This is a genomic window from Plantibacter sp. CFBP 8804, from assembly GCF_014841225.1.
Classification (GTDB): domain Bacteria; phylum Actinomycetota; class Actinomycetes; order Actinomycetales; family Microbacteriaceae; genus Plantibacter; species Plantibacter auratus.
The window spans coordinates 1-23,257 of sequence record NZ_JACYTU010000004.1 but is presented as its reverse complement, the minus strand read 5'-3'; the positions used below and the strand labels follow the sequence as shown (position 1 = coordinate 23,257).

Annotated in this window: 24 protein-coding genes and 1 tRNA gene; 10 read left to right on the top strand and 15 right to left on the bottom strand. The window is 68.2% G+C overall.

Going from position 1 to position 23,257, the window contains the following annotated elements; genetic code table 11:
- Nucleotides 1-2: 2 nt before the first annotated feature.
- The 3 genes from IFU11_RS10085 to IFU11_RS10075 form a co-directional block, all read right to left on the bottom strand.
- Nucleotides 3-1,394, bottom strand: a complete 1,392-nt coding sequence (locus IFU11_RS10085) for an MFS transporter (RefSeq protein WP_192018865.1) — start codon at nucleotides 1,392-1,394, stop codon at nucleotides 3-5.
- Nucleotides 1,395-1,457: 63 nt separating this feature from the next.
- On the bottom strand, nucleotides 1,458-2,462 hold the full coding sequence (locus IFU11_RS10080) for an L-idonate 5-dehydrogenase (protein WP_192018864.1): 1,005 nt from the start codon (nucleotides 2,460-2,462) through the stop codon (nucleotides 1,458-1,460).
- Nucleotides 2,459-3,976: a mannitol dehydrogenase family protein gene (locus tag IFU11_RS10075; protein ID WP_192018863.1), complete on the bottom strand. Its 1,518-nt coding sequence runs from the start codon at nucleotides 3,974-3,976 to the stop codon at nucleotides 2,459-2,461. Before IFU11_RS10075 ends, IFU11_RS10080 begins: the two co-directional genes overlap by 4 nt.
- 154 nt (nucleotides 3,977-4,130) lie before the next feature.
- Here IFU11_RS10075 and IFU11_RS10070 point away from each other — a divergent pair, with 154 nt between their 5' ends.
- Nucleotides 4,131-5,096, top strand: coding sequence for a LacI family DNA-binding transcriptional regulator (locus IFU11_RS10070; RefSeq protein ID WP_192018862.1), 966 nt, complete (start codon nucleotides 4,131-4,133; stop codon nucleotides 5,094-5,096).
- 24 nt (nucleotides 5,097-5,120) lie between these two features.
- Here IFU11_RS10070 and IFU11_RS10065 read toward each other — a convergent pair whose 3' ends face one another.
- Genes IFU11_RS10065 through IFU11_RS10045 form a run of 5 tightly spaced genes read right to left on the bottom strand, consistent with a single transcriptional unit; the run spans nucleotide 5,121 to nucleotide 8,563 of the window.
- The gene (locus tag IFU11_RS10065; RefSeq protein ID WP_192018861.1) at nucleotides 5,121-5,894 is read right to left on the bottom strand and encodes an ABC transporter permease; all 774 of its coding nucleotides are present in this window, start codon (nucleotides 5,892-5,894) and stop codon (nucleotides 5,121-5,123) included.
- Complete coding sequence (locus IFU11_RS10060; protein ID WP_192018860.1) at nucleotides 5,891-6,850, bottom strand: ABC transporter ATP-binding protein; 960 nt, start codon at nucleotides 6,848-6,850, stop codon at nucleotides 5,891-5,893. The genes IFU11_RS10065 and IFU11_RS10060 overlap by 4 nt, the downstream gene beginning before the upstream one ends.
- Nucleotides 6,847-7,071, bottom strand: a complete 225-nt coding sequence (locus IFU11_RS10055; RefSeq protein ID WP_079704339.1) for a helix-turn-helix transcriptional regulator — start codon at nucleotides 7,069-7,071, stop codon at nucleotides 6,847-6,849. Before IFU11_RS10055 ends, IFU11_RS10060 begins: the two co-directional genes overlap by 4 nt.
- Nucleotides 7,068-7,490 carry a hypothetical protein gene (locus tag IFU11_RS10050; protein WP_192018859.1) on the bottom strand — a complete coding sequence of 141 codons (423 nt, stop codon included), beginning with the start codon at nucleotides 7,488-7,490 and terminating at the stop codon, nucleotides 7,068-7,070. Before IFU11_RS10050 ends, IFU11_RS10055 begins: the two co-directional genes overlap by 4 nt.
- Nucleotides 7,487-8,563 carry an ABC transporter permease gene (locus IFU11_RS10045; RefSeq protein ID WP_192018858.1) on the bottom strand — a complete coding sequence of 359 codons (1,077 nt, stop codon included), beginning with the start codon at nucleotides 8,561-8,563 and terminating at the stop codon, nucleotides 7,487-7,489. The genes IFU11_RS10050 and IFU11_RS10045 overlap by 4 nt, the downstream gene beginning before the upstream one ends.
- A gap of 122 nt (nucleotides 8,564-8,685) precedes the next feature.
- On the opposite strand from IFU11_RS10045, the gene IFU11_RS10040 reads away from it, so the two are divergent.
- Complete coding sequence (locus IFU11_RS10040) at nucleotides 8,686-9,843, top strand: low temperature requirement protein A (protein ID WP_371742755.1); 1,158 nt, start codon at nucleotides 8,686-8,688, stop codon at nucleotides 9,841-9,843.
- Nucleotides 9,844-9,961: 118 nt separating this feature from the next.
- Here IFU11_RS10040 and IFU11_RS10035 read toward each other — a convergent pair whose 3' ends face one another.
- From IFU11_RS10035 to IFU11_RS10025, 3 genes are all read right to left on the bottom strand, one after another.
- Nucleotides 9,962-10,162: a hypothetical protein gene (locus tag IFU11_RS10035; protein WP_192018857.1), complete on the bottom strand. Its 201-nt coding sequence runs from the start codon at nucleotides 10,160-10,162 to the stop codon at nucleotides 9,962-9,964.
- A 103-nt stretch (nucleotides 10,163-10,265) separates the two neighbouring features.
- Nucleotides 10,266-10,637, bottom strand: coding sequence for a hypothetical protein (locus IFU11_RS10030; protein ID WP_192018856.1), 372 nt, complete (start codon nucleotides 10,635-10,637; stop codon nucleotides 10,266-10,268).
- 81 nt (nucleotides 10,638-10,718) lie between these two features.
- Nucleotides 10,719-10,805 (bottom strand) — tRNA-Leu (locus IFU11_RS10025).
- 238 nt (nucleotides 10,806-11,043) lie between these two features.
- Here IFU11_RS10025 and IFU11_RS10020 point away from each other — a divergent pair.
- From IFU11_RS10020 to pknB, 7 genes are all read left to right on the top strand, one after another.
- On the top strand, nucleotides 11,044-11,790 hold the full coding sequence (locus IFU11_RS10020) for an FhaA domain-containing protein (protein WP_191939957.1): 747 nt from the start codon (nucleotides 11,044-11,046) through the stop codon (nucleotides 11,788-11,790).
- Complete coding sequence (locus tag IFU11_RS10015) at nucleotides 11,787-12,323, top strand: FHA domain-containing protein FhaB/FipA (protein WP_064294019.1); 537 nt, start codon at nucleotides 11,787-11,789, stop codon at nucleotides 12,321-12,323. The genes IFU11_RS10020 and IFU11_RS10015 overlap by 4 nt, the downstream gene beginning before the upstream one ends.
- 4 nt (nucleotides 12,324-12,327) lie before the next feature.
- Nucleotides 12,328-13,572 (top strand): Stp1/IreP family PP2C-type Ser/Thr phosphatase, encoded by a 1,245-nt coding sequence (locus tag IFU11_RS10010; protein WP_191939956.1) that lies wholly within the window; start codon nucleotides 12,328-12,330, stop codon nucleotides 13,570-13,572.
- Nucleotides 13,562-14,959: an FtsW/RodA/SpoVE family cell cycle protein gene (locus tag IFU11_RS10005; RefSeq protein WP_079704333.1), complete on the top strand. Its 1,398-nt coding sequence runs from the start codon at nucleotides 13,562-13,564 to the stop codon at nucleotides 14,957-14,959. The genes IFU11_RS10010 and IFU11_RS10005 overlap by 11 nt, the downstream gene beginning before the upstream one ends.
- A complete protein-coding gene (locus IFU11_RS10000; RefSeq protein WP_071261991.1) occupies nucleotides 14,956-16,431 on the top strand; it encodes a peptidoglycan D,D-transpeptidase FtsI family protein in 1,476 nt (491 codons plus the stop codon). Before IFU11_RS10005 ends, IFU11_RS10000 begins: the two co-directional genes overlap by 4 nt.
- Nucleotides 16,428-18,176: a protein kinase domain-containing protein gene (locus tag IFU11_RS09995; protein ID WP_192018855.1), complete on the top strand. Its 1,749-nt coding sequence runs from the start codon at nucleotides 16,428-16,430 to the stop codon at nucleotides 18,174-18,176. Before IFU11_RS10000 ends, IFU11_RS09995 begins: the two co-directional genes overlap by 4 nt.
- Nucleotides 18,177-18,275: 99 nt before the next feature.
- On the top strand, nucleotides 18,276-19,967 hold the full coding sequence (gene pknB / locus IFU11_RS09990; RefSeq protein WP_192018854.1) for a Stk1 family PASTA domain-containing Ser/Thr kinase: 1,692 nt from the start codon (nucleotides 18,276-18,278) through the stop codon (nucleotides 19,965-19,967).
- 134 nt (nucleotides 19,968-20,101) lie between these two features.
- Here the strand turns inward: pknB and IFU11_RS09985 are convergent, their stop codons facing one another.
- The 3 genes from IFU11_RS09985 to IFU11_RS09975 are packed head-to-tail and all read right to left on the bottom strand — an operon-like array spanning nucleotide 20,102 to nucleotide 21,704.
- Entirely contained in the window at nucleotides 20,102-20,737 is a 636-nt protein-coding gene (locus IFU11_RS09985; protein WP_192018853.1) for an anthranilate synthase component II, read from the bottom strand.
- Complete coding sequence (locus IFU11_RS09980; RefSeq protein ID WP_162852296.1) at nucleotides 20,734-20,895, bottom strand: hypothetical protein; 162 nt, start codon at nucleotides 20,893-20,895, stop codon at nucleotides 20,734-20,736. Before IFU11_RS09980 ends, IFU11_RS09985 begins: the two co-directional genes overlap by 4 nt.
- Nucleotides 20,896-20,897: 2 nt before the next feature.
- The gene (locus IFU11_RS09975) at nucleotides 20,898-21,704 is read right to left on the bottom strand and encodes a class E sortase (RefSeq protein ID WP_191939953.1); all 807 of its coding nucleotides are present in this window, start codon (nucleotides 21,702-21,704) and stop codon (nucleotides 20,898-20,900) included.
- Nucleotides 21,705-21,782: 78 nt separating this feature from the next.
- On the opposite strand from IFU11_RS09975, the gene IFU11_RS09970 reads away from it, so the two are divergent.
- The gene (locus tag IFU11_RS09970; RefSeq protein ID WP_064294026.1) at nucleotides 21,783-22,028 is read left to right on the top strand and encodes a cell division protein CrgA; all 246 of its coding nucleotides are present in this window, start codon (nucleotides 21,783-21,785) and stop codon (nucleotides 22,026-22,028) included.
- A gap of 435 nt (nucleotides 22,029-22,463) precedes the next feature.
- On the opposite strand, the gene IFU11_RS09965 is transcribed toward IFU11_RS09970, so the two are convergent.
- A partial coding sequence (locus IFU11_RS09965) for a rhomboid family intramembrane serine protease (RefSeq protein WP_192018852.1) occupies nucleotides 22,464-23,257 on the bottom strand: 794 nt, incomplete at its 5' end.

Below are 23,257 nucleotides of genomic sequence, written 5' to 3'. Positions count from 1 at the left end.
GGTCAGATGGCGTCGCGCGGGTCGGTGAGGTCCCGACCGGCGACCTCAGGCATCCAGATGGACGCGACCAGGGCGCAGAGGGTGAAGACGCCGAGCATGATGATGATCGGGATGAACGAACCGGTGGCGGCGGAAACCCAGGCGGCGGCGATGACTGGACCCGCGCCGGTCGCGACGATCGCCGCGATCTCCCGGGCCATCGCCGTGTAGGTGTAGCGGTTCCGCGCGCCGAAGAGTTCCGGCAGGGTCAGGTTCTCGAGCGACGCGAAGCTCATCACGGCCAGGTTGTGCAGGACGACGTAGCCGACGAACACCTGGACGGTGTCCTTGCTGTGGATCATGAGCATGGTCGGGACGATGATGACGAGCGCGATGATCGCCCACACCATGTACATGCGCTTCCGTCCGTACCGGTCACCGAGCCAGCCGGAGAGCGGCACGGTGATGAAGGCGACGAGCGAGGAGACGATGACGGCGTTGACCCCGATCGACCGGTCCAGCAGCAGGACGACGGTGATGTAGCTGATGAGGTACGTCTGGACGAGTCCCGAGTTGCCGGCCTGACCGAACCGCAGCAGGAGCGCGATGCTGAACGCCTTGATCGGCTTGCGGTTCATGGCCTCGAGCGTGCGGAGGTTGCCGGTCTCGGTCGCGAGGGCGATGGTCTCCTGCTTGGTGAGCGCCTTACCGTCGACGACGTCGTCGCGCTCCTCGAAGACCGGGCTCTCCTTGAGGTTGAAGCGGACCCAGACCGCGAAGAGCATGATCACAACGCTGCCGATGAACGGGATGCGCCAGGCCCACGCGATGACCTCGTCCTCGCTGAACGCCAGGAGCAGACCGGCCCACAGCGCGGAGGCGAGCAGGGTGCCGCAGTTGGTCCCGAGCGCCACGAGCGACGCGATGATGCCGCGTCGCTTGGCCGGGGCGTACTCGGCGAGCATGACGCCGGCGCCCGAGATCTCGGCACCGGCTCCGAAGCCCTGCGCGATCCGCAGGAGGACCAGCAGGATCGGCGCGAGGATGCCGACCTGCGAGTAGGTCGGCAGGAAGCCGATGAGCGTCGTCGACAGGCCCATGAGCAGGATCGTGTAGAAGAGGACCTTGGTCCGGCCGGTCTTGTCGCCGAGCCGGGCGAAGAAGAACGCGCCGACCGGACGGGCGACGTAGCCGACCCCGTACGTCGCCATCGCGGCGACGACGGCCATGGCCGGGTCCTCGTTGGAGAAGAAGAGGTCGGCGAACACGAGCGCGGCGGCCAGCGAGTAGAGCTGGTAGTCCATGAACTCGAGCGCGGTGCCGAGCCACCCGGAGATGGCGGCGCGGACGAGGTCGCGGACGGATCGGTTCGCGGTGGGGTCGCCGGTGGCGACGGACGATTTGGGTTCTGACATGAGGTACTCCTTCGGACCTACGGGATGCAGCGGAAGTGGGGGTGGGAGTGTGCGGTGGGTGGCTCAGAAGGCGAGGAGCACCTTCGCCGAGCGGGACGAGTCCCGAGCGACGGCGAAGGCGTCGACCGCCTCCTCGGCTGGGATGACCTGGGTCACGACGGCGTCGAGGAGATCGCCCTCGGCGAGGAACGCGATCGCGTCGTCGATCTCGGTGGAGAAGCGGAACGCGCCGCGGATGGTGAGCTCCTTGGCGAGCATGGGGGCGAGGTTGATCGGGCTGTCGGCGTCGGGGAGCATGCCGACCTGCACGATCGACCCGCCTCGTCTCGCGGCCCGGACCGCCTGGGTCAGGGCGACCGGCGCGCCCGAGCATTCGAAGACGACGTCGTAGGACTCGTCGGCGACGGCGTCGCGACCCACGAGCAGGAGCTCACCGGCTCCCACGGTCGCGGCGCGTTCCAATGCCTGTTCGCGCATGTCGCTCGCCGCGATCGTCGCTGCACCGGCCCGGCCGGCCGCGGCGATCACGAGCAGACCGATGGGCCCGGCACCGATGACGAGGACCCGCGCACCGCGCACGTCACCTGCCAGCCCGACCGCGTGCATGGCGACCGCGAGGGGTTCGGCGAGCGCCGCCCGCTCGAGCGGGAGCCCGTCGGGGAGGACGCGCACCATCGAGTGTTCGACGATCAGGTACTCCGAGGCCCCACCCTGTCGGTGCGGGTTCGCCGCGGCGCTCCCGAGGTAGTCGCCGCCAGGTCGCAGGTGTGGGCGGTCCTCGAGCCCCGGCAGGCTCGGGCCGTAGCGCGCCGGGTGCACGGTGACCCGGGTGCCGGGGGCGAGCCGCCCTGAGGGGTCCACGTCGACGACGGCCGAGAGCTCGTGGCCGGGGGTGAGTGGTTCGCGGATGACGTACTCGCCGTTCGCTCCGTGGAAGTAGTAGTGCAGGTCGGAGCCGCAGATACCGACGTACCGCACCCGGAGGCGGACCTCGCCGTCGCGTGGTTCCGGCGTGGGGGTGTCCTCCCAGCGGATGTCCTCCGCGCCGTGGATCGCGAGCGTCTTCATCGGTGGGCTCCTGTCGTGGTCGTGAGTGCCTGCGAGGCGGAGATGCTGTCGCGGATGGCCGCGTCGACGCCGTGTCGGCGGATGGTGTCGATCAGTTCGCCGACCCGCGAGATGAAGATCGGCTGCTCGGCGAGGTCCTGGCCGAAGAGGTGCAGCTCGGCGATCACCCGCTGCGCCATATGCCGACCATCCGTCGACGTGCCTGCCAGCCGGGCGAGCTCCTCGCGGGCTGGATCGACCATGGCGTGCGCGTGCGGACCGGGATCGAACCCCGGCATCGGGGCGATGCACGACAGGTAGGCCGCGACTGTGAGGGCGATGAGGTGCGGAACGGATCCGGCCTCGAGCAGACGGAGGGCGGGCTCCGGGATGCGCTGGCGGAGCTTCACCGATCCGTCGGTGCCCACCTGCGCCGTGCGGTGCCCGAGGGCGTGGTTGGCCCAGCGTTCGAAGAGCTGCCGCTCATACGTGCGGACGTCGACGCCGGACGGGAACCGCACGGACGGTTCGTACTCGTCGCGGAGGATCGCCAGTGCGGCGGATTCGACGGCGGTGTCGGCGATCGACTCCGAGATCGTGGCCACCCCGCGGAGCGCACCGAGGTAGGCGATGAGCGAGTGCGTCCCGTTGAGGAGCCGCACCTTCATCTGCTCGTACGCCCCCACCTCGTCGGTGAACACGGCGCCTCCGGCCTCCCAGGCGGGACGCGCAGCGGCGAAGCGGTCTTCGATCGCCCACATCGTGAACGGTTCGGCGGAGACCGGTGCGTCGTCCCGGACGCCGAGGCGGGCTGCCACGAGCTCGCGCAGTTGCGCGGTCGTCGCCGGGACGATGCGGTCGACCATGCTGGACGGGAAGGCGACCGCGCTGTCGAGGTAGGCGAGTGCTTCCGCGCCCTCGGTGCCGCTCAGTTCGGAGAGGAAGGCTCGGACGAGCGCCTCCGTGCGAGCGCCGTTCTCGCTCAGGTTGTCGCAGCTCAGGATCGTGATCGGGGCGCCGCTGCCGGAAGCCCGCCGCTGCAGACCGCGAGCGAGCTGGCCGATGGTCGTCTGCGGGGCACCTCCCCGGAGGTCGGCTGCGATCAGCGGGTCGTTCAGGTCGAGGAGGCCGGTCGACGGTGAGGCGCTGTAGCCGTGCTCAGTCACGGTCAGCGTGACGACCCGGATGCGGTCGTCCGCGAGGGTACCGACCACGCGCTCCGGATCCTCCGTCGCGACGAACACGTCGGTGTGCACCGCAGGCACGGAGAACGAGGCCCCGGTGGGTGAGATCTCGGCGACCGTGTAGCGGAGATCCTGCGCCTGCATGGCGTCGACGACCGCTCGAGACCGGGATGCGACACCGACGATGCCCCATTCATCGCTGCCCGCGCTGAGCGCAGCCGCCGTGTGGACGGCCTGGTGCGCTCGGTGGAAGTTGCCGAGGCCGAGGTGCAGGATGCCGGCGGCGGACGGTGCCGGGTGCTCGGGACGCGGGCCCGAACCAGCGCCCAGTCGCGGCGGCAGGGCCGTCATCGCCGAGCCTCGGGGCACTGCGTCGTCGGCTGGAGGAGATCCGCGTCGATCATCATGAAAGCGATTCTGAATGGTTTGTACAAAGTTTGTCAAGTAGTTTCATGGCAGCACGATGCCGCATCATGAGTACACCCGACCCCGCGAAGGATCAACCGTGACCGCCACCCTCACCGATGTCGCCCGTCACGCGGGCGTCTCCATCGCCACCGCGTCGCGGGCGTTCGGCGAACCGGATCGCCTTGCGAACGCGACGCTCGAGCGGGTCCTCACGGCGGCGGCGGACCTCGGGTACTCGAACCCGAACGGCTCGACGGCGGAGAAGACCTTCGGCGTCATCGTCCCCGACATCGCCAGCCCGGTCTACGCGACACTCCTGAAGGGCGTCCACGCCCAGGCCTGGCAGGGACGCCACCGCCCGGTGTTGTTCGACACCGACGAGGACCTGCATCGGGAGCACGAGCAGCTGGAACTGGCGCGGAAGCTCAACGGGATGCTCCTCTGCTCGCCACGCCTCCCGGACGACGAGATCCGCGCGCTCGTCGGCGACACCCCGGTCGTGGTGGTCAACCGCATCATCGACGGCCTGCCCTACGTCGTGATGGACACCGAGAGCGGGCCACGGCAGGCGGTCGAGCACCTCGCCGCCCTGGGTCACCGACACATCGCCTACGCGGCCGGTCCGAAGCACTCCTGGGCGGACCTCCGCCGTGGCGACGCGGTCGCGGCGGCATGTGCACAGCTCGACATCGAGTTCACCCGCCTGGGCCACCAGGCGGCCTCGATCCAGGGCGGCCTCGCCGCAGCGGCCACGATCGTGGCGAGCGGCGCGACGGCGGTCATCGCCTACAACGACCTCGTCGCCCTCGGCATCGACGCCGGGATCACGTCGATGGGCAAGCGCTGCCCCGAGGACCTCAGCATCATCGGCACCGACGACATCGAGATGGCGTCCATCCGCCAGCCCGGTCTCACCACCGTGCGGCTCGCGATCAACCGGTGCGGGTCGTTGGCGGTCGAGGTGCTGCTCCACGCCATGGCCGGAGGGTCGCCCCGTTCGGTCGCGAGTCTCGACTCGCAGCTCATCGTGCGCGACTCGACGGCACCCCCGCGCCGGGCCTGAAGCGACGGACGGCAGCTTCGCCGATCAGCCGGCGTCCCATCGGTGGAGCCGGGCGGCCGCGAGACCCGACACGAGCGCGCACGCCGCCATCAGGCTCCAGACCACCGCGAGCGGTACGGGCTGAGGGCCTTGGGAGATGGTCGCCTCGAGCGCGCCGACGATCCAGGTCGTGGGCAGGAGCCGAAAGAGACCGGCGACCCACTCCGGAAGGAACGCGAGCGGGAAGAGGGCCCCGGACGTGGCCAGAGCGAGCATCGGCAGCAGGTACGCGAGTTGCATGGCGATGTCCGGGTTCGACAGCCGGGCGGCGAGGAGATAGCCGAAGCCGAGCAGCATCGCGCCGCCGAGCAGCATCGTGACGGCGACCGCGACGAGATCGGAGAGCGGACGAGCGGGCACCGTCCAGGCCGCCAGAGCGATGATCGCCGCTGCCTCGACGACGACCAACCCTACGCGGATCGGTAGATGTCCGAGCAGGTACGCGTCGCGTCGGGCCGGCGAGGTCGACAGCGCCCGCAGCAGGCCGGTGCTGCGATGCCGGACCAGCGGGACCGTGGTGAGCATGAACGCGATCGCCATCAAGCCCGTGCTCGAAACGAGCGGGAGGCCTCGCTCCAGCACGCCGGCCGGGGTGCCGGACGCCGTCGCCACGAGGGCGTCCACACCCCAGAGCAGTCCGATCAAGGCCAGGAAACTCGCCACGAGCGCGATGATCGAGCGCGGGTCCCGGACGAGGTCACGCGCGTGGGCCGCGGCGAAGCTCCGGACCTGCGCTGGGAACGCATGCGTCGTGCTCATGGGCTGTGGGCCCGGTCGCCCTCGGCTGCAGACGTCGGCCGATTCGCGAGATCGATGAAGAGATCCTCGAGTGACCCGTGCGCCACTCGGAACCCGCGCGGTCTGAGACCGGTGGAGAAGGTGAGTCGGCGCAACACGGCGTCGGGGTCGTCGGTCACGATCCCGACCAGGCTGACGGCGCCCTTCGCCGTCACGGTGATCTCGCCGGGGATGTCGTGGGAACGCAACTCGTCCGCGGTGGTCCGGCCGGGGACCTCGAAGGTCACCGTGGCCGTCGCGGCGTGTTCCCGGACCAGGGTCTCCGGCTCCCCCGAGGCGGCGATCGAGCCGTCCACGAGGACGGCGATCCGGTCGCAGACCTGGGTGGCCTCGTCCATGTGGTGCGTCGAGAGCAGGATCGTGGTCCCGCGCTCCTGCTGGCGCCGGATGATGCCCCAGAGGTTCCGTCGAGCCTGCGGGTCGAGTCCGGCCGACGGCTCGTCGAGGACGACGATCTCGGGATTGCCGATCAACGCGATGGCGATCAGCAGGCGACGCTCCTGGCCGCCTGAGAGGTGCTTGACGCGCACGCGCCGTGCCTCCCCCAGGTCGAGCTCGTCCAAGACCTCCTCGGGGCGCCGCACGTCGCGGTAGAACGACGCGAAGAGGTCGAGCGTCTCCGCGGCCGTCAGCGTCGGGAACAGGGTGGCGGCCTGCGGCTGCACCGCCATCCGCTCGGTCACGTATCGGCGGTCGATCGACGGGTCTCGTCCGAGCACCCGGACGGTTCCGTCGGTGGGACGGCGGAGTCCGACGATGGTCTCGAGCGTGGTGGTCTTCCCGGCGCCGTTCGGTCCCAGCAGGCCGAACACCTCGCCCGCGTGGACCCGGAGGGAGACGTCGCGCAGGACGCTCCGGTCGCCGTAGCGCTTGCTGAGCCGGTCGACGGTGACGACCACTCGGTCCGATCCGTTCATCGTCGTCCTCCAGACGGCGGGGCATCGTGTTCACCCGGGAAGAAGATCTCCTCGATCGGGCGGGAGAGCAGTGCGGAGACCCGGAACGCCAACGGCAGGGAGGGGTCGTAGCGCCCGGTCTCGAGTGCGTTCACCGTCTGCCTGGAGACGCCGAGTGCCTCAGCGAACTGGACCTGGGTCCACCCGCGTTCGGTGCGCAGGGCGCGGACGTCGTTCTTCATCGGGTGGCCCGGAAGGAGACGACACCGATGGTCACGCCCCAGACCGCCATCCCGCCGATGAACACCCACCATTCCGGCTGGGGGACGACGACACCGGCGGTCGACAGGAACACGACCGCGAGGCTGATCAGCATCGCCGCGCCGAACCCGATGGCGAGACTCAGCACGATCACTCCGCGCTGCAGTTCGTCGACACGGCGCACGTGCCGGATGAGGGCGATCACGATCCACACCACCGGCACGAGCGGGACGAGTGCGACCGCGACGGCTGCGGGCGATCCCGGCTCGGTGGGGAACAGCTCCGGCAGGAAGAGGAACGTCACGAGGAACCCGACGGCACCGGCCGCGATCTCCCACATGTATCTGCGGGACGCACGACGCTCCTGCGGCGTCGATCCCCGTGTCGTGTGTTCGTTCATGCTGCCACCTCTCGTTGCGTGTCGGACATCGTGGTCGTCCACCCATCGCGCTCGGACTGATCCCACTCGAACCACCGCACGGCGAGCACGCCTGCTGCGACGGTGACGAGCGACATGAGCCCCCAGAGCGCGGGGACGGGGAGGAACGGTTCGGCCCCGGTCAGTGAGGCACTCGCGGCGGCGACGAACCAGGTGGTCGGCAGGCAGTTCATGGCGACCTGCACGGCGGCGGGGAGGATGGACTGCGGCAGGAGCCCGCCCGACGCGAACACGAGCCCGATCGTCACCATCACCATCGTCTGTTGTGTCGCCTCGGCGTTCCGCGATCGGGCGGCGAACACCAGCGCCAGAGCGAACAGCATCGCCGCTCCGAGGAGGAACGAGACCCCCAGGGCCAGGAGGTCCACGCCGTCGACGTACCTGCGCCAGACTGCGATCCCGGTCGTCAGCACCAGGATCCCCACCGCCACCAGCGCGCGCAAGGGGAGCTGGGCGAGGAGGAAGGTCGACCGGCGGAGCGGCGTCACGCCGAGCAGCCGGAGCAGCCCGCGCTCCCGCATCGCCACGAGTGGGACGGTCGTCCCGACGAACGCCAGGCTCGCGACCCCGACCAGGACCACGATGCCGAGGTTCTCCTGGAGCGGGTCGATCTTCACATCGCCCTCGTCGTCCGTCACCGTCACCCCGTGGGCCGGGACGCCTGCGTCGCGCAGCCCTCGCCAGATCGGGTCCCACGCAGCCTGGTCCGCGGCGTCGAGCACGACCAGGGCGCGCCCCTCGTGCACGGTCACCCGCGTGTTCCGATCGGGAGCGCCGTCGGCGACCACCCGCACACCGGCCCGTTCCAGCGCCGACGAGACTCCCGGGTCGTCCGTGTCCAGCGCGACGACCGGAGCAGGGCCCAGGACGACGAACGCGAGCCACATGGAGACGTAGATCACGAGGATGATGCCGGTCATGAACCACATCGAGATCCCGGTGAGCGGGCTCCGGAGCACGTCGCGAGCGCTCATCGACGCCAGCCGCCGGAACGCGGCGCCACCGCGTCGGGCCGACGTGTCGTCCGCCGTCATCGTCGGCGCACCTGGACGATCGGGGTCGAAATGACAAGGAAACCTGACATACGTCAAGCATGCTTGTCATCCGGTGATGTGTCAAGCTTCCTTGGCAACGACAGGCACGGCAGGATGGGATCGTGCTGAACCGACTGGGTCTCCTCCGTATGACCGGCCGCGACCCCGGCGAGGGGCACCGGGTGGCGAGCCCGTTGGAGCTGCTCTTCGATCTCGTCTTCGTCGTCGCCGTGTCCCAGGCCTCACAGAACCTCCACCACGGGATCGTCGAGGGCCACGCGGCGGAGACGACCGTCTCCTACGCGATGATCTTCTTCGCCATCTGGTGGGCGTGGATGAACTTCACCTGGTTCGCCTCCGCCTTCGACACCGACGACTGGCTGTACCGCCTCACGACGATCGTCCAGATGGCAGGTGTCCTCGTCCTCGCCGCCGGGGTGCACGATGCGATGGTCGACGGCCAGTGGGCGATCATCACCGTGGGATACGTGATCATGCGATTGGCGATGGTGGCGCAGTGGGTGCGCCTCGCGATCTCGGATCCCGAGCAACGGGCGGTCGCGCTCCGATTCGCCATCGGCATCAGCCTCGTCCAGGTGCTCTGGGTCGCCCGTCTCGCCCTGCCCGTCGAGGGGCAGTTCTGGATCTTCTGGCCAGCCATGCTGCTGGAGGTCCTCGTACCGGTGTGGGCCGAACGCATCCACCGCACCCCCTGGCATCCGCATCACGTCGCGGAGCGATACGGGCTGTTCACCCTCATCCTGCTGGGCGAGAGCCTGCTGGGGTCGGCGAACGCCATCATCGACGCGGCCAACAGCGACGAGCGGATCGATGGGCTCGTCGGCCTGGCCGTCGCCGGCATCGTCCTCGCAGCCGGCATGTGGTGGATCTACTTCAGCCGGGAGCAGGGCGATCGGCTGACCTCGTCACGCGAGGGGTTCGCCTTCGGGTACGCCCACTACGTCGTCTTCGCCGCCGCCGGTGCCGTCTCGGCGGGGATCGAGGTGGAGCTCGACCTCCTGACCCACGCGGGCGAGCACCTCACCGCCTCCGACGCGTCGTTCGCGCTGACCGTCCCCGTGTCGGTGTTCATGGTCGCGGTGTGGGTCGTCCTCCTGCGCGACAGGATCTCGACGACGGCCTCGGTCCTCTTCCTCCTGGCCGCCGCAGCCGTGCTCGCATCTGCGGCAGCGCCGATCGTGACCGTCCTCGGGACAGCAGCCGCCGTCGGGCTCGCCGTCCTCGTCCTGGAGGTGCAGCGCATCCGCGGGCGTCGGTGACGCCGCCATGCATCAGCAGCAGTCGGATCCTGACCTTCGGGACGTCTTCACTGCACGTTCGAAGCGGCTGCACGGAGCACTTCACGTCGCCGAACCGGGCACGTGACGGACTGACCGGTCACCGCCGTGGGCGGGCGTGACCACCTTTGGCCAGATCCATGTACCAGTTGTAGAGCGAGGACCGCTCCGCCACGAGCTCGAGGTACACCTGCCGCGCGCGTTCATCGTCCGCCACGAGGAGGTAGCGCTCATCGTCGAGGATTCCTCCGACACCGGCGGTCGTCGTCTCATAGGCGTACTGCTCCTCGATCGACGTCATCGCCCGCAGTTCGTCGAGGTACCCGACGAGGACCGGAAGATAGGCGCCCTGCGCGATCCGCCAGGCGGCCTTCTCCTGCGCGCGCCGGAAGCAGATCGCCAGATCACGCGGGAGCGCGCGCGAGTGGTTCAGGATCCCCCGCCGTGCCGGGCGCCGCGCCGAACGCCCTGACGAAGTCGACCCGCAGCGAGTTGCCAAAGGTGCTGAACGCCGCAAGATCTCGGGTCGACTCGGCCGAGATGACGAGGGTGTAGCCGTCGTGGTAGCTCGACGGACGGTGCGAACTGCGGCGATCCGGCACCGCGAGCGGAGCGTTCACCCACTCGCGGACGATCGCCGACGTGCGGTCGCGATCGTCGATGTGCGTCTCGGCGCTGCTGAACGCCGACGAGTAGTCCGCCAGCAACTCCAGCAGCACTCGACCGTCGTGCAACATCGTGATCGCGATGCTCACCGGCTTGCGGAGGGTCTCCATGTCGACACGGTAGCGGTCGCGGCCCGCCACAGGGAACGACGAAGGCCCCCGATTCCTCGGGGGCCTTCGTGTCACATCCACTGGTGCGCGAGGCGGGACTTGAACCCGCACGCCCTTTCGAGCACTGGCACCTGAAGCCAGCGCGTCTGCCAATTCCGCCACTCGCGCGAGACACCAGACGTCACCGCTCTCGCGGCAACTTATCGAGGATAGCACGCGGAGCCCGGGTGGCAGAACACCGGAGATCCGCGCCAGAGCAGGACGAAACGGCCCCGACGGTCCGGTGTCGATGCTGATCTCCTGCTGCCGAGCGGGTGAACACCTGGCGTCGGCGCCCGCGTCGATTGGCCTCGTGTGCAGGCAAACCGTCTAACATTGCCTGGACACCGACACGAATCGAGAGACCGTGGGCATTCTGGACAACTTCGAGAAGGGACTCGAGCGCGCCGTCAACGGCGCCTTCGCGAAGACCTTCAAGTCCGGACTCCAGCCGGTCGAGATCACGAGCGCGCTCCGACGCGAGCTCGACACCAAGGCCGCCGTCGTCTCCCGCGACCGCATCCTCGTGCCGAACAAGTTCACCGTCCGCATGTCGCCCACCGACTTCGAGCGCATGGACGCCATCGGCCCCTCCCTCATCGACGAACTCGGTTCGCTCGTCCAGAAGCACGCCAAGAGCCAGGGGTACTCCTTTCCGGGTGCCGTGACCATCAAACTCTCCGGCGACCGCTCCCTCCCCGACGGCCTCGTCCAGATCGACAGCGTCAACCTCAAGGGCTCTGTCACCTGGGCACCCGTGCTCGACATCGGCGGCAAGCGCTACCCGATCACGCAGGCCCGCACGGTCATCGGCCGCGGTACCGAGGCCGACATCACGATCCCCGACACCGGCACCTCGCGGAAGCACGTCGAGATCCTCTGGGACGGCAACGCAGGTCAGGCGCGCGACCTCGGCTCGACGAACGGCTCGAAGCTCAACGGCCAGCCCTTCCGCCAGGCGGCCCTCTCCCCCGACTCCGTCATCGAGATCGGCCGCACCAGGATCGTGTTCCGGGTGGTCGCCAAGGCCGGCGGATCCGATCGCCAGATGAGCGACGCGACCCGACGTCACGATGTGTCGTCGTTCGGCGACTCGTGGGGGAACGGCGCGTGAGCGAACTGACCCTGCTGGTCCTCCGCATCGGCTTCCTGCTCCTGCTCTGGACGTTCGTCTTCGGCATCGTCTACGCCCTCCGCACCGACCTCTTCGGACCGCGCGTCCGGAAGCCGCAGCAGCAGTCGTCGAACGGAGCTCCGGCCACCCCACCGCAGCCGATGCGCGCCGCGACCGCCCCGGCCCCCAGTCGGCCCGCCGCCGGTGGATCGAGCGGCACGCCTCCGCGCGCCACGGTCGACAACACCTCGCGCCTCGTCATCGTGTCCGGCCCCAAGCAGGGCACCGAGCTCCCGCTCGGCCGCGAGCCGATCACCATCGGTCGTTCAGCGGACTCCGGCCTCATCATCCGCGACGACTACACGTCCACGCATCACGCACGCCTCATGCTCTGGAACGACGAGTGGATGGTCCAGGACCTGGATTCCACCAACGGCACCTTCCTAGCGGGCAAGCGCGTGAGCGTCCCGACGCAGATCCCACTCGACACCCCCGTCAAGGTCGGCCAGACCAGTTTCGAGTTGCGGCGGTAACCCGGTGACGACCAGCGGCGCCGGCGCAGCGCTCTCCCACGTGGGTAAAGTGCGCTCAAACAACCAGGATTCCGGATACTCCGGGCATCACCTGTTCGTCGTCGCCGACGGCATGGGTGGCCACGCCGGCGGTGACGTCGCCTCGGCGATGGCACTCAACCGCATCATCGAGGCCGACGAACCGTATCCGTCCTCCGAAGCCGCCGAGGCGACGCTCCAGTCCGCGATCCTCGCGGCGAACTCCATCCTGGGCGACACGGTCTCGAAGCACCGCGAGCTGACGGGCATGGGCACCACGGTCTCCGCGCTCGCGGTCATCGGCAACGAGGTCGCCATCGCCCACATCGGCGACTCCCGCATCTACCTCTTCCGTGAGGGCGAGCTCAGTCAGATCACGGTCGACCACACCTTCGTCCAGCGCCTCGTGGACTCCGGCCGGATCACGGCCGAGGAAGCGATGGTCCATCCCCGCCGATCGGTGCTGATGCGCGTCCTCGGCGACGTCGACGCCTCCCCCGAGATCGACACGATGACGCTCGGGACGCAGCCGGGTGACCGCTGGATCCTCTGCTCGGACGGTCTGTCGGGCGTGGTCGACGAGACGCACATCACCGCGACCCTCACCGAGCAGCTGTCGGCGCAGCGCACTGCCGAGAAGCTCGTCCGGCAGAGCCTCGACCGCGGTGCACCGGACAACGTCACCGTCGTGGTCGTCGACATCGTCGACGAGCCGGTGAGTGACGGTGAGCCCGTCGTCGTCGGTTCGGCCTCGAAGCCGGTGGCCTTCGCGCTCACCCCGTCGGTGAAGAAGCCGTCACTCATCCCCAACAGCTGGCTGCACCCGGGGCGGGTCACCTCGCTCGGCAACTCGCACTTCGAGCCCGCCTCCGAGGACTACCTCGACGAGCTCATCGAGGAGGACGAGCGTCGCGCGAGACGTCGGCGCATCACCTGGCTCGTCGGCCTCATCGTGGTCATCGTCGCGATCGTCGGCGGTGTCGTGCTCGGGTACGCGTGGACCCAGACCCGCTACTTCGTGGGAGGCGACACGGACACCGTGGTCATCTACCAGGGCATCCAGCAGGACGTCGGCCCCATCAAGCTCTCGAACGTCAAGGAGGACACCGGCATCCCGCTCGGCTCGCTCTCCGACTTCGACCGCCAGGCCGTCGACCAGACCATCAGCGCGTCCTCGTTCACCGAGGCCCTCGACATCGTGAAGCGATTGCGGGTGACCGATGACCAGTGACGTCGCAGCCCCCATCCAAGCCGACACCGGCGTCATCAAGACGATGCGCCGACTCCGGCTGCCGAAGAAGCTCCGCAACCTCGAGCTCGCTCTGCTCATCTTCGCGTTCGCCATCAACGCCGTCGCGGTCATGCTCGTGCAGCTCGGCGCCCTCGGACACCTCGATTTCGCCCTGATCACCTTCGGCTCGGGCCTGTCACTCCTGGTCCTCGCCTTCCACATCGTGCTGCGCTACACCGCGGCGGAGGCCGACCCCTTCCTGTTGCCGATCGCCACCGTGCTCGGCGGCGTCGGCATCGCCGAGATCTACCGGATCGACATCGCCCTCGGCGACTCCGGTTGGGCGAGCGCCGCGGTCCGACAGATGGTGTGGAGTGCGATCGCGATCGCCGGGGCCATCGCCGTGGTCCTGATCATCCGCAACCACCGCGTGCTCTTCAAGTACACGTACATCGCCGGCCTCTTCGCCTTCGTCCTCCTCCTGCTGCCCCTGCTGCCGGGCATCGGTCGCGAGGTCAACGGAGCCCGCGTCTGGATCGGCATCGGCGACGCGGTCACCTTCCAGCCCGGCGAGATCGCGAAGATCGCTCTCGCGGTGTTCTTCGCCGGCTATCTCGTGCGCACGCGGGACAGCCTCTCGATGGTCGGCAAGAAGTTCCTCGGGATCCAGTTCCCCCGTCTGCGCGACCTCGGCCCGATCCTCGTGGTGTGGGCGATGGCGATGGGCGTGATCGTCTTCCAGCGCGACCTCGGAACCGGTCTGCTCTACTTCGGCATGTTCCTCGTCATGCTGTACGTCGCGACGAGCCGTGCCAGCTGGATCATCATCGGCCTGACGATGTTCTTCGCCGGTGCGTTCATCGCCGGCCAGACCCTCTCCTACGTCGCCGGTCGGTTCCACAACTGGTGGGACGCCTTCAACCCCGAGGTCTTCGACCGCGACGGCGGCAGCTACCAGCTCGTGCAGGGCATCTTCGGCCTCGCGCACGGCGGACTGCTCGGCACCGGGCTGGGCCAGGGCATGCCCGAGATCACCCCCGTCCCCCAGAGCGACTACATCATCGCCAGCCTCGGTGAGGAGCTCGGTCTCGCCGGTCTCTTCGCGATCTTCGCGCTCTACCTGCTGCTCGTCTCTCGGGGCTTCCGAGTCGGCTACGCCGGTACCGACGACTTCGGCAAGCTCCTCTCGATCGGCCTGGCGTTCACCGTCGCGTTGCAGGTCTTCGTCGTCGTCGGCGGCGTGACCCGCATCATCCCGCTCACGGGGCTCACCACACCCTTCCTGGCGGCCGGCGGGTCGTCGCTCGTCGCGAACTGGATCATCATCGCCGTCCTGCTCCGCATCTCCGACACGGTCCGAACCCAACCCAAGGCGGTGGTCTCATGAATCGCGAACTCAAGCGGGTGAGCATCGTCGTCCTGGCGATGTTCCTGGCGCTCTTCGGGTCGACCACCATCATCCAGATGTTCCAGGCCGACACCCTCAACGCCGACGGTCGCAACACCCGGACGCTCTACGACAGCTACCGGACGGAACGCGGTCCCATCCTGCTCACGGACGGGACCGCCATCGCCTCGTCGGTCGCGAGCGACGACGAGTACAAGTACCAGCGCGTCTACGCGAACGGACCGCTGTACGCGCCGGTCACCGGCTACTTCTCGCCCACCCAGGGCTCGTCCGGTCTCGAACTCGCGACGAACGACCTCCTCAGCGGCACGTCGAACTCCCAGTTCCTCGACTCCATCAACCGGCTCATCTCCGGTCAGGCACCGAAGGGTGCCGCGGTCGAGGTCACCCTGGACCCCGTCGTGCAGCAGGCCGCCTTCGACGCACTCGGCGACCAGGAGGGCGCGATCGTCGCCATCGAGCCGAAGACGGGCAAGATCCTCGCCTCGGTGTCGAGCCCCGGCTACGACCCGAACGTCCTGGCCAGCCACGACAACGCGGCCGTGCTCGACGCCTACCGGACCCTCGACGACGACGACCGCCAGCCACTCCTCAACAAGGGCGTCGACGGCGACCTCGATCCGCCCGGATCCACGTTCAAGCTCGTCACCGCGGCCGCCGCGTTCGCGTCGGGCGACTACACGCCGGAGTCGGAGTTCCCGAACCCCTCCACCTACACGCTGCCCGGGACGAGCACCGTCATCCGCAACTCCGAGGGTGGAAGCTGCGGCGGCGGGGCGACGGTGTCCATCGCGACGGCCGTCGAGCTCAGCTGCAACATCCCGCTCGCGGAGCTCGGCGTTGAACTCGGCTACGAGAAGATCCGCGACATGGCGCAGAGCTTCGGCTTCAACATGGACGTCAACATCACCGGAACGGGACTCAACCCCATGCCGATGCAGCCGAGCACCTTCCCGAACGCGCTGAGCGACGACCAGACCGCCATGGCCGCCTTCGGGCAGTACACCGTGCGGGCCTCGGCACTCCAGATGGCCATGGTCTCGGCCGGTATCGCGAACGGTGGCATCGTCTGCAACCCGCAGCTGGTGAACCGCGTCGTGAACCCCGATCTGAGCGTCCTCAAGGAGTTCGAACCGGCGCAGCTGTCGCAGCCGATCTCGAGCTCGGTGGCCAAGGAGATCACGGACATCATGGTCCAGGGCGTCCAGAGCGGTGCTGCGACTAATGCAAGAATAGATGGGGTCGATGTGGCTGGAAAGACAGGCACGGCACAGAACGGATCCGACGATCCGTACACGCTGTGGTTCACCGGTTTCGCGCCTGCGGACGACCCGAAGGTCGCCGTGGCGGTCGTTGTTGAAGATGGCGGTGGACTCGGACAGGACGGTTACGGCAACCTCGTGGCCGCTCCGATCGCGAAGAAAGTACTAGAGGCGGTGCTGAACAAATGAGACCGACAGCCGGGCTGACCTTCGGAGGTCGCTACGAACTGCAATCTCGCATTGCGATCGGTGGCATGGGCGAGGTGTGGCAGGCCACTGACCTGGTCATCGGCCGGACCATCGCCATCAAGATCCTCAAGGACGAGTACATGGGGGACCCCGGGTTCCTCGAGCGGTTCCGTGCCGAGGCACGGCACGCCGCACTCGTGAACCACGAGGGCATCGCCAACGTCTTCGACTACGGCGAGGAGGACGGCAGCGCGTTCCTCGTCATGGAACTCGTGCCCGGTGAGGCCCTGTCCACCGTGCTCGAGCGCGAGCGTGTCCTGCCCACCGACAAGGTGCTCGACATCGTCGCGCAGACTTCGTCCGCGCTCCAGGCCGCGCACGCTGCAGGCCTCGTCCACCGCGACATCAAGCCGGGCAACCTGCTCATCACGCCGGACGGCCGCGTCAAGATCACCGACTTCGGCATCGCCCGAATCGCCGACCAGGTGCCGCTCACGGCCACCGGTCAGGTCATGGGCACCGTGCAGTACCTCTCGCCCGAGCAGGCGAGCGGACACCCCGCCTCGCCGTCGACGGACATCTACTCGCTCGGCATCGTCGCGTACGAATGCCTCGCCGGACGCCGTCCGTTCACGGGCGAGTCGCAGGTCGCCATCGCGATGGCGCAGATCAACGAACAGCCGCCGGAGCTCCCCGTCACGATCGCCGAGCCGGTCCGCCGGTTCGTCATGTCGATGATCGCGAAGAACCCGGTCGACCGTCCGGCATCGTCCGCCCACGTCGCGCGCGCCGCTCAGGCGCTCCGTCGAGGCGACCTCAACGCCGCGGCCGCAGCCGTGCCGATGATCCTCGGTGGGGCCGGCGACGCCGCGACCACCGTCATGGACCAGACCCGCCGGATGCCCGCAGCCGACGACGCGACCACGCAGTTGCTGTCCGCCGCCGAGGCGGACCAGCTCGAGGACGACGTCGAGGGCGAGGGCGAGAAGAAGAAGCGCAGCAAGTGGACCTGGCCGCTCATCGGTCTGGTCGCGTTGCTCGTCATCGTGCTGGTCGGTTCGCTGATCGCCGTGTTCGCCAACCAGGGCAACGATGCCGGGGGCACCACGCCCCCGCCGACGACGTCCGCGGCGCCGAAGCCGACGAAGACCCCGACGCCCACACCGACGCCCACGCCCACGGTGTTTCCGATCAACCTGAGCGACCTCCAGGGCCGGTCCTTCGACGAACTCAACACGATCTTCAGCGCGCCGCCGTACAACTTCAGCGTGTCGAAGAACGTCGGCAATGCCGCGACCTCGCCGGAGCAGGTCAACACGGTGTACGACGTCAACCCGACGGGTAACGTGAAGACCGGGTCGGCGATCACCCTCACCGTGTACGGGGAGATCGCGGTCATCGACCCGCCTACGGAGGCGCCGAAGTTCGACCAGTCCGTCCTCAACGACGCTGGTCAGCTCGAGATCCCGAAGGATGCCGCGTCGACGACGATCCGTGTCGACTGGCTCGCGGTGCAGAACGCCTGCCCGAGCGGAACCGATTTCCTGGGCTACACCGTGACCGTTACGGGCGGAACGTTCCAGAACAACACCTCGGGTGAGTTCGACGCCAACACCACGTTCGGTACGGTCACCGTGGACACCCCCGGATCCCTGTCGGCGACGTACGCGGTACGGTGCAGTACAGGCACATCGTCGGGTTCCCCCGCACCGTCGCCCATCACCGTCGTCAAGGCGACTTCCTAGTACCGCTTCGAGTGCTCTCAGGGGCATCCCTGAGAGCACTCGAAGCGTGCCCGGGTAAGCTGTTAGTGTTTGTCCTCCAAGCGAATTCAGGGGTGGTACGTGGCTGACGATCAACGCCTGCTCGCAGGCCGATACGTCGTCGGCGACCTCATCGGTCGCGGGGGCATGTCCAACGTCTTCCGCGGCGTCGACACCAAGCTCGGTCGCACCGTCGCCATCAAGGTCCTGAAGTCCACGCTCGCCACCGACCCCGCATTCCGCTCCCGTTTCCGTCAGGAGGCGCAGGCCGCCTCACGGATGGCGCACCCCACGATCGTCCGCGTCTACGACGCCGGCGAGGAGCGGGTGAAGGACGGCTCCGGTCACGACCTCATCGAGCCCTTCATCGTCATGGAGTACGTCGAAGGGCGCATGCTGAAGGACCTCATCGCCGAGGGCCCCGTCGAGTCCGAGGAGGCGGTGCGCATCGCGCACAGCATCCTCACCGCGCTGGAATACTCCCACCGAGCCGGCGTCGTGCACCGCGACATCAAGCCGGGCAACGTCATGATCACCACGGCCGGCGACGTCAAGGTCACCGACTTCGGCATCGCGCGCGCCGTCTCCGATTCGTCCACGACGGTCGCCCAGACGACCGCCATCCTCGGCACGGCCGCGTACTTCTCGCCCGAGCAGGCCAAGGGCGAGACGGTCGACGCCCGGACCGACCTCTACTCCACCGGCGTGGTCCTCTTCGAGATGCTGACGGGCAAGGCGCCCTTCCGCGGCGACACCGCCGTCGCGGTCGCGTACCAGCACGTGAGCGAGCGCCCGGTGAAACCGAGCTCGATCAACCCGAAGGTGTCGCCGGCACTCGACCAGGTCGTCCTCCGAGCCCTCGCGAAGGATCGCTTCGAGCGGTACCAGAGCGCCGTCGAGTTCCGCGAGGACCTCGACGAAGCCGGAGCCGGCCATGTCCCGGTCCGACGCGACGACCACGACTCGCTGTTCGGCCCATCTCCGACGGCGGCGTCCAGCACCGAGCAGGCGATCCGTCAGCTCACCTCTGACGACACCGTGACGCGTACTCAGCGCCGGCCACCGGTCGTGTGGATCTGGGCCGCCATCGCCGGTATCGCCGTCATCCTGTTCTCACTCGTGTTCTGGGTGGTGCAGCTCCCGCCCGCGACAAGCATCTCCACGGACTCCCGAGAGGTGCCGGATCTCGTCGACGCCACGTGGGAGAGCGCGAACAGCACGATCGAGCAGCTCGAGCTCGTCCCCACCAAGTTCGACGAAGCGAGCAGCGACTACGATGCCGGGCACGTCATCCGCACCGACCCGCCAGGCGGCACCACGGTCACGAAGAACACGCAGATCAAGGTCTACGTGTCGACCGGTCGCGCTCAGGTCGAGGTACCCGACGTCACCAACCAATCCTCCGAGGCCGCGTGGGCCGCGGTCACCGCTGCCGGCCTCACCCAAGGCTCCGTGACCCGCGAGAACTCGCCGACCGTGCCGGCAGGTGTCGTGCTGCGGATGGATCCCGGAGCGGGTACCTCCGTCGACCAGGGGTCCACGGTGAACCTCGTCGTCTCCAGCGGGAACGTCACGCTGACGGACGTCGTCGGGCAGCCACTCCTCGACGCGACGAACTACCTGCAGGATGCGACGAGGCAGTTCACCGTGCAGCCGCAGGCCGACGCGACGTGCAAGGCCGTCGCCGGCGACCCGGTGACGGCCATGTCACCCGCACCGGGCGACATCCCGCAGAAGTCGGTCATCACACTCACCTACTGCACCGGTCCATAGGCCCCGCTGGTTCCTGAGCCTGTCGAAGAGCGGTCCCTGCGCACGCTCACCGGTCCCTGAGCAGGCTCTCCGGTCCCTGAGCCAGCTCTCCGGTCCCTGAGCCAGCTCTCCGGTCCCTGAGCCTGTCGAAGGGCCTACCGGGTCATGAGCGGACTGAGCCCTCGTGCCCGCTCATGCGCACCGGTGAGCCCGGCCGTCTCGAGCCAGTTCGCCAGGAGCTGGTAGCCGCCCTCGGAGAGCACCGACTCCGGATGGAACTGCACGCCGTGGATCGGGGCGTCACGATGGCGGAGGCCCATGATGACGCCGCCGGTCGTCCGGCTCGTCACGACGAGCTCCTCGGGAACGCTGCCGTCGACGACGGCCAGCGAGTGGTACCGGGTGGCGTTGAACTGCTGCGGGATCCCGCGGTAGAGGGCACTACCGTCGTGTTCCACGAGCGAGCTCTGCCCGTGCATCAGCTCGTCTGCGGTGTGCACGGTCGCTCCGAACGCCTCGGCGATCGCCTGGTGGCCGAGGCACACCCCGAGGAGCGGTGTCCCGGTGCGGCACGCGGCGCGCACGGTGGCCAGCGAGATCCCGGCGTCAGCGGGCCGGCCGGGTCCGGGCGAGACGAGCACGCCGTCGAACTCGAGGATCCGCCGCTCGAGGTCGTCGAGCGCGATGCCGTCGTTCTGCACCACAAGGGTCTCTGCGCCCAGTTGTTCGACGTACCCGTTCAGCGTGTAGACGAAGCTGTCGTAGTTGTCGATGACCAGGACTCGGGTCATTCGTCGCCGACGGTCACATTCTGATCGACGATGAACGAGTCCACGTAGGGGAACACCCAGGTGAAGAGTGCGGCCACGACCGCCACGAACAGGACGACGAGGATGATGATCCTCAGCCAGACGGGTCCGGGCAGGACCCTCCAGAGTGCGCCGTACATCGTCAGCCTCCAGCGGCCGCGACGGACGCGGCGATCTCGGCGGGCGGCCCGGCGGACAGCGGCTGCCAGGACTCGTACACCGCGTAAGCGATACTGCGTTCCGCTGTCGAATAGAGCGGGTTGCAGGTGGTCAGGGTGAGGATGCGCTGCGTGGGTGCGACGCCGTCCACCTGTGGGACGGGATTGAGGACGTCCACCTGGGTGGGCAACACGTAGGTGATGTTCCGGAACACGTAGGTGTAATAGCCGTCGGCCGTCTGGACGTAGACCTTGTCGCCGATCTGCAGGTCACTGATCAGGGTCATCGCGCCGCCGTAAGCCTTGCGGTGACCGGCGACGACGAAGTTGCCGACCTCTCCGGGCATCTGGGTGCTCGGGTAGTGACCGACGCCGAGGTCGAAGCTGTTGAGGACGGTCGCGGTGTCGACACCCTCGGCGACCACGCGGCGGTAGTCGGCACCGTACCGCGGCACGTAGAGCACAGCGAACGGGTCGCCCGGCGCGGGCCGGGCGGTCACGGGCGGCTCACCGTAGTTCGGCGCGCCGGTCGCATCGACGGTCGGTTCGGGCGCCGGAGCGCTCTCGGCGTTCTTGATCCACTCCTGCGACTGGTTCGACGCGGCGTTCGCCTGGCTGCCGGCCATGATCATGTCGTTCCACCAGAGCTGCCAGGCGAGGAACAGCAGGACCACCATGCCCGCGGTGATGAGCAGCTCCCCGGCCACCCCGAAGACGCTGATCCGGTGCTTCGACGGCGCTCTGCGCTCAGCGGCGCGTGCGCTCGCTCGCGAAGGTAGGTCGTCGGTCACGGATGGATTCTACCGAGAAGAACCGGGGATCGGCTGATCCCCAAGGCACCGATTGGGGTGAACAGGTAGAATGTCGGCATGGCACGCACGAAGTCACGAAGCAAACCGTCCCGCGAACCCGAGCAGACGAGCGGCGAACCCGCACCGAACGCGGTCTGGTTCAAGCCGGTCATGTTCGGCTTCATGCTCCTCGGCCTCGCCTGGATCGTCGTCTACTACCTGAGCGGCACGCTGCTCCCGATCCAGTCGCTCGGCCCGTGGAACATCCTCGTCGGCTTCGGGATCGCCTTCATCGGCTTCCTCATGACCACCAGGTGGCGCTAGCCTCTCTCACTTCACGTCGTGCACAGCGGGTCGTCCTCTCGGACGGCCCGCTGTTTCGTTGCACTCGGGATCCGGCGTATCGAGTTCTCCACAGGAATGTGGAGAACTTCCGAGTTATCCACATGCCGGTGTGGAGAACCGCAGGGAGTCCCGGAAACACGGGGAACCACACCGGTGTAATTATCCCCAGTGTTCATAACTCTGTGGATAACTCGAGAAACCTTCAACGTCTGCTGCACGGTTGTGGCGCGCCGCCGGGCGCACCACTGGTCGACGCGGGTCACCGGGCAGCACCCGGTCACGGATCCGAACCCTGTCACCGAGCCACACCGGGTCACCGAGCCAAACCCGGTCACTGAGCCAAACCCGGTCACTGAGCCAAACCCGGTCACTGAGCCGAACCCGGTCACTGAGCCTGTCGAAGTGCGGTCCCGCTCAGAGGAGGGCGGGCAGCAGGCTGGCACCCACGAGGACGACGCTCAAGGCGCCGATCAGGACCGCCTGGAGCGGCTGCTGCGTGCGCTTGCGGGTGTTGACGAGGATGAGGCCGACGAGGGCGCCTCCGACGAGCCCGCCCAGGTGGGCCTGCCAGGCGATGTTCACGCCGGGGATGAAACCGATGACGAGGTTGATACCCAGGAGCACCAGCAGCCCGCGGGTGTCGGCACCCATGCGTCGCTGGATGACGAGGAACGCCCCGAGGAGACCGAAGATCGCGCCCGAGGCGCCGACGACGGCCGTCCTCGGGTCGGCGAGGAACAGGACACCGACCGAACCGGCGAACCCGGCGACCAGGTAGAGGGCGAGGAACCGCCAGTGCCCGAGCATCGTCTCGAGGATCCGGCCGAAGATCCAGAGCGTGTACATGTTCAGCAGGATGTGGAAGATGAACCCCTGCGAGTGCACGAACACGGCGGTCAGCATCCGCCAGGGCTGGAAGGCGCCGTACGACGGATCGGAGTACACGCCGGCGTAGAGGAGCGCGTTCGTGACGCCGAGCCCGGGGATCCACTGCAACAGGAACACGAACGCCGTCACGGCGATGATCGCGTACGTGACGATGGGGGAGGAGTTGCTGATCCTCGCGCCGAGACGGTTGCGGGGGGCGCTCTGTCGTTGCGCCTTCATGTCCTCCGGACAGATGAACCCGACTGCCCCGGGCGTCTGGCACTCTCCACAGATCGTCCGACCGCAACGCTGGCAGAGCACGAAGCTCTGTCGGTCGGGGT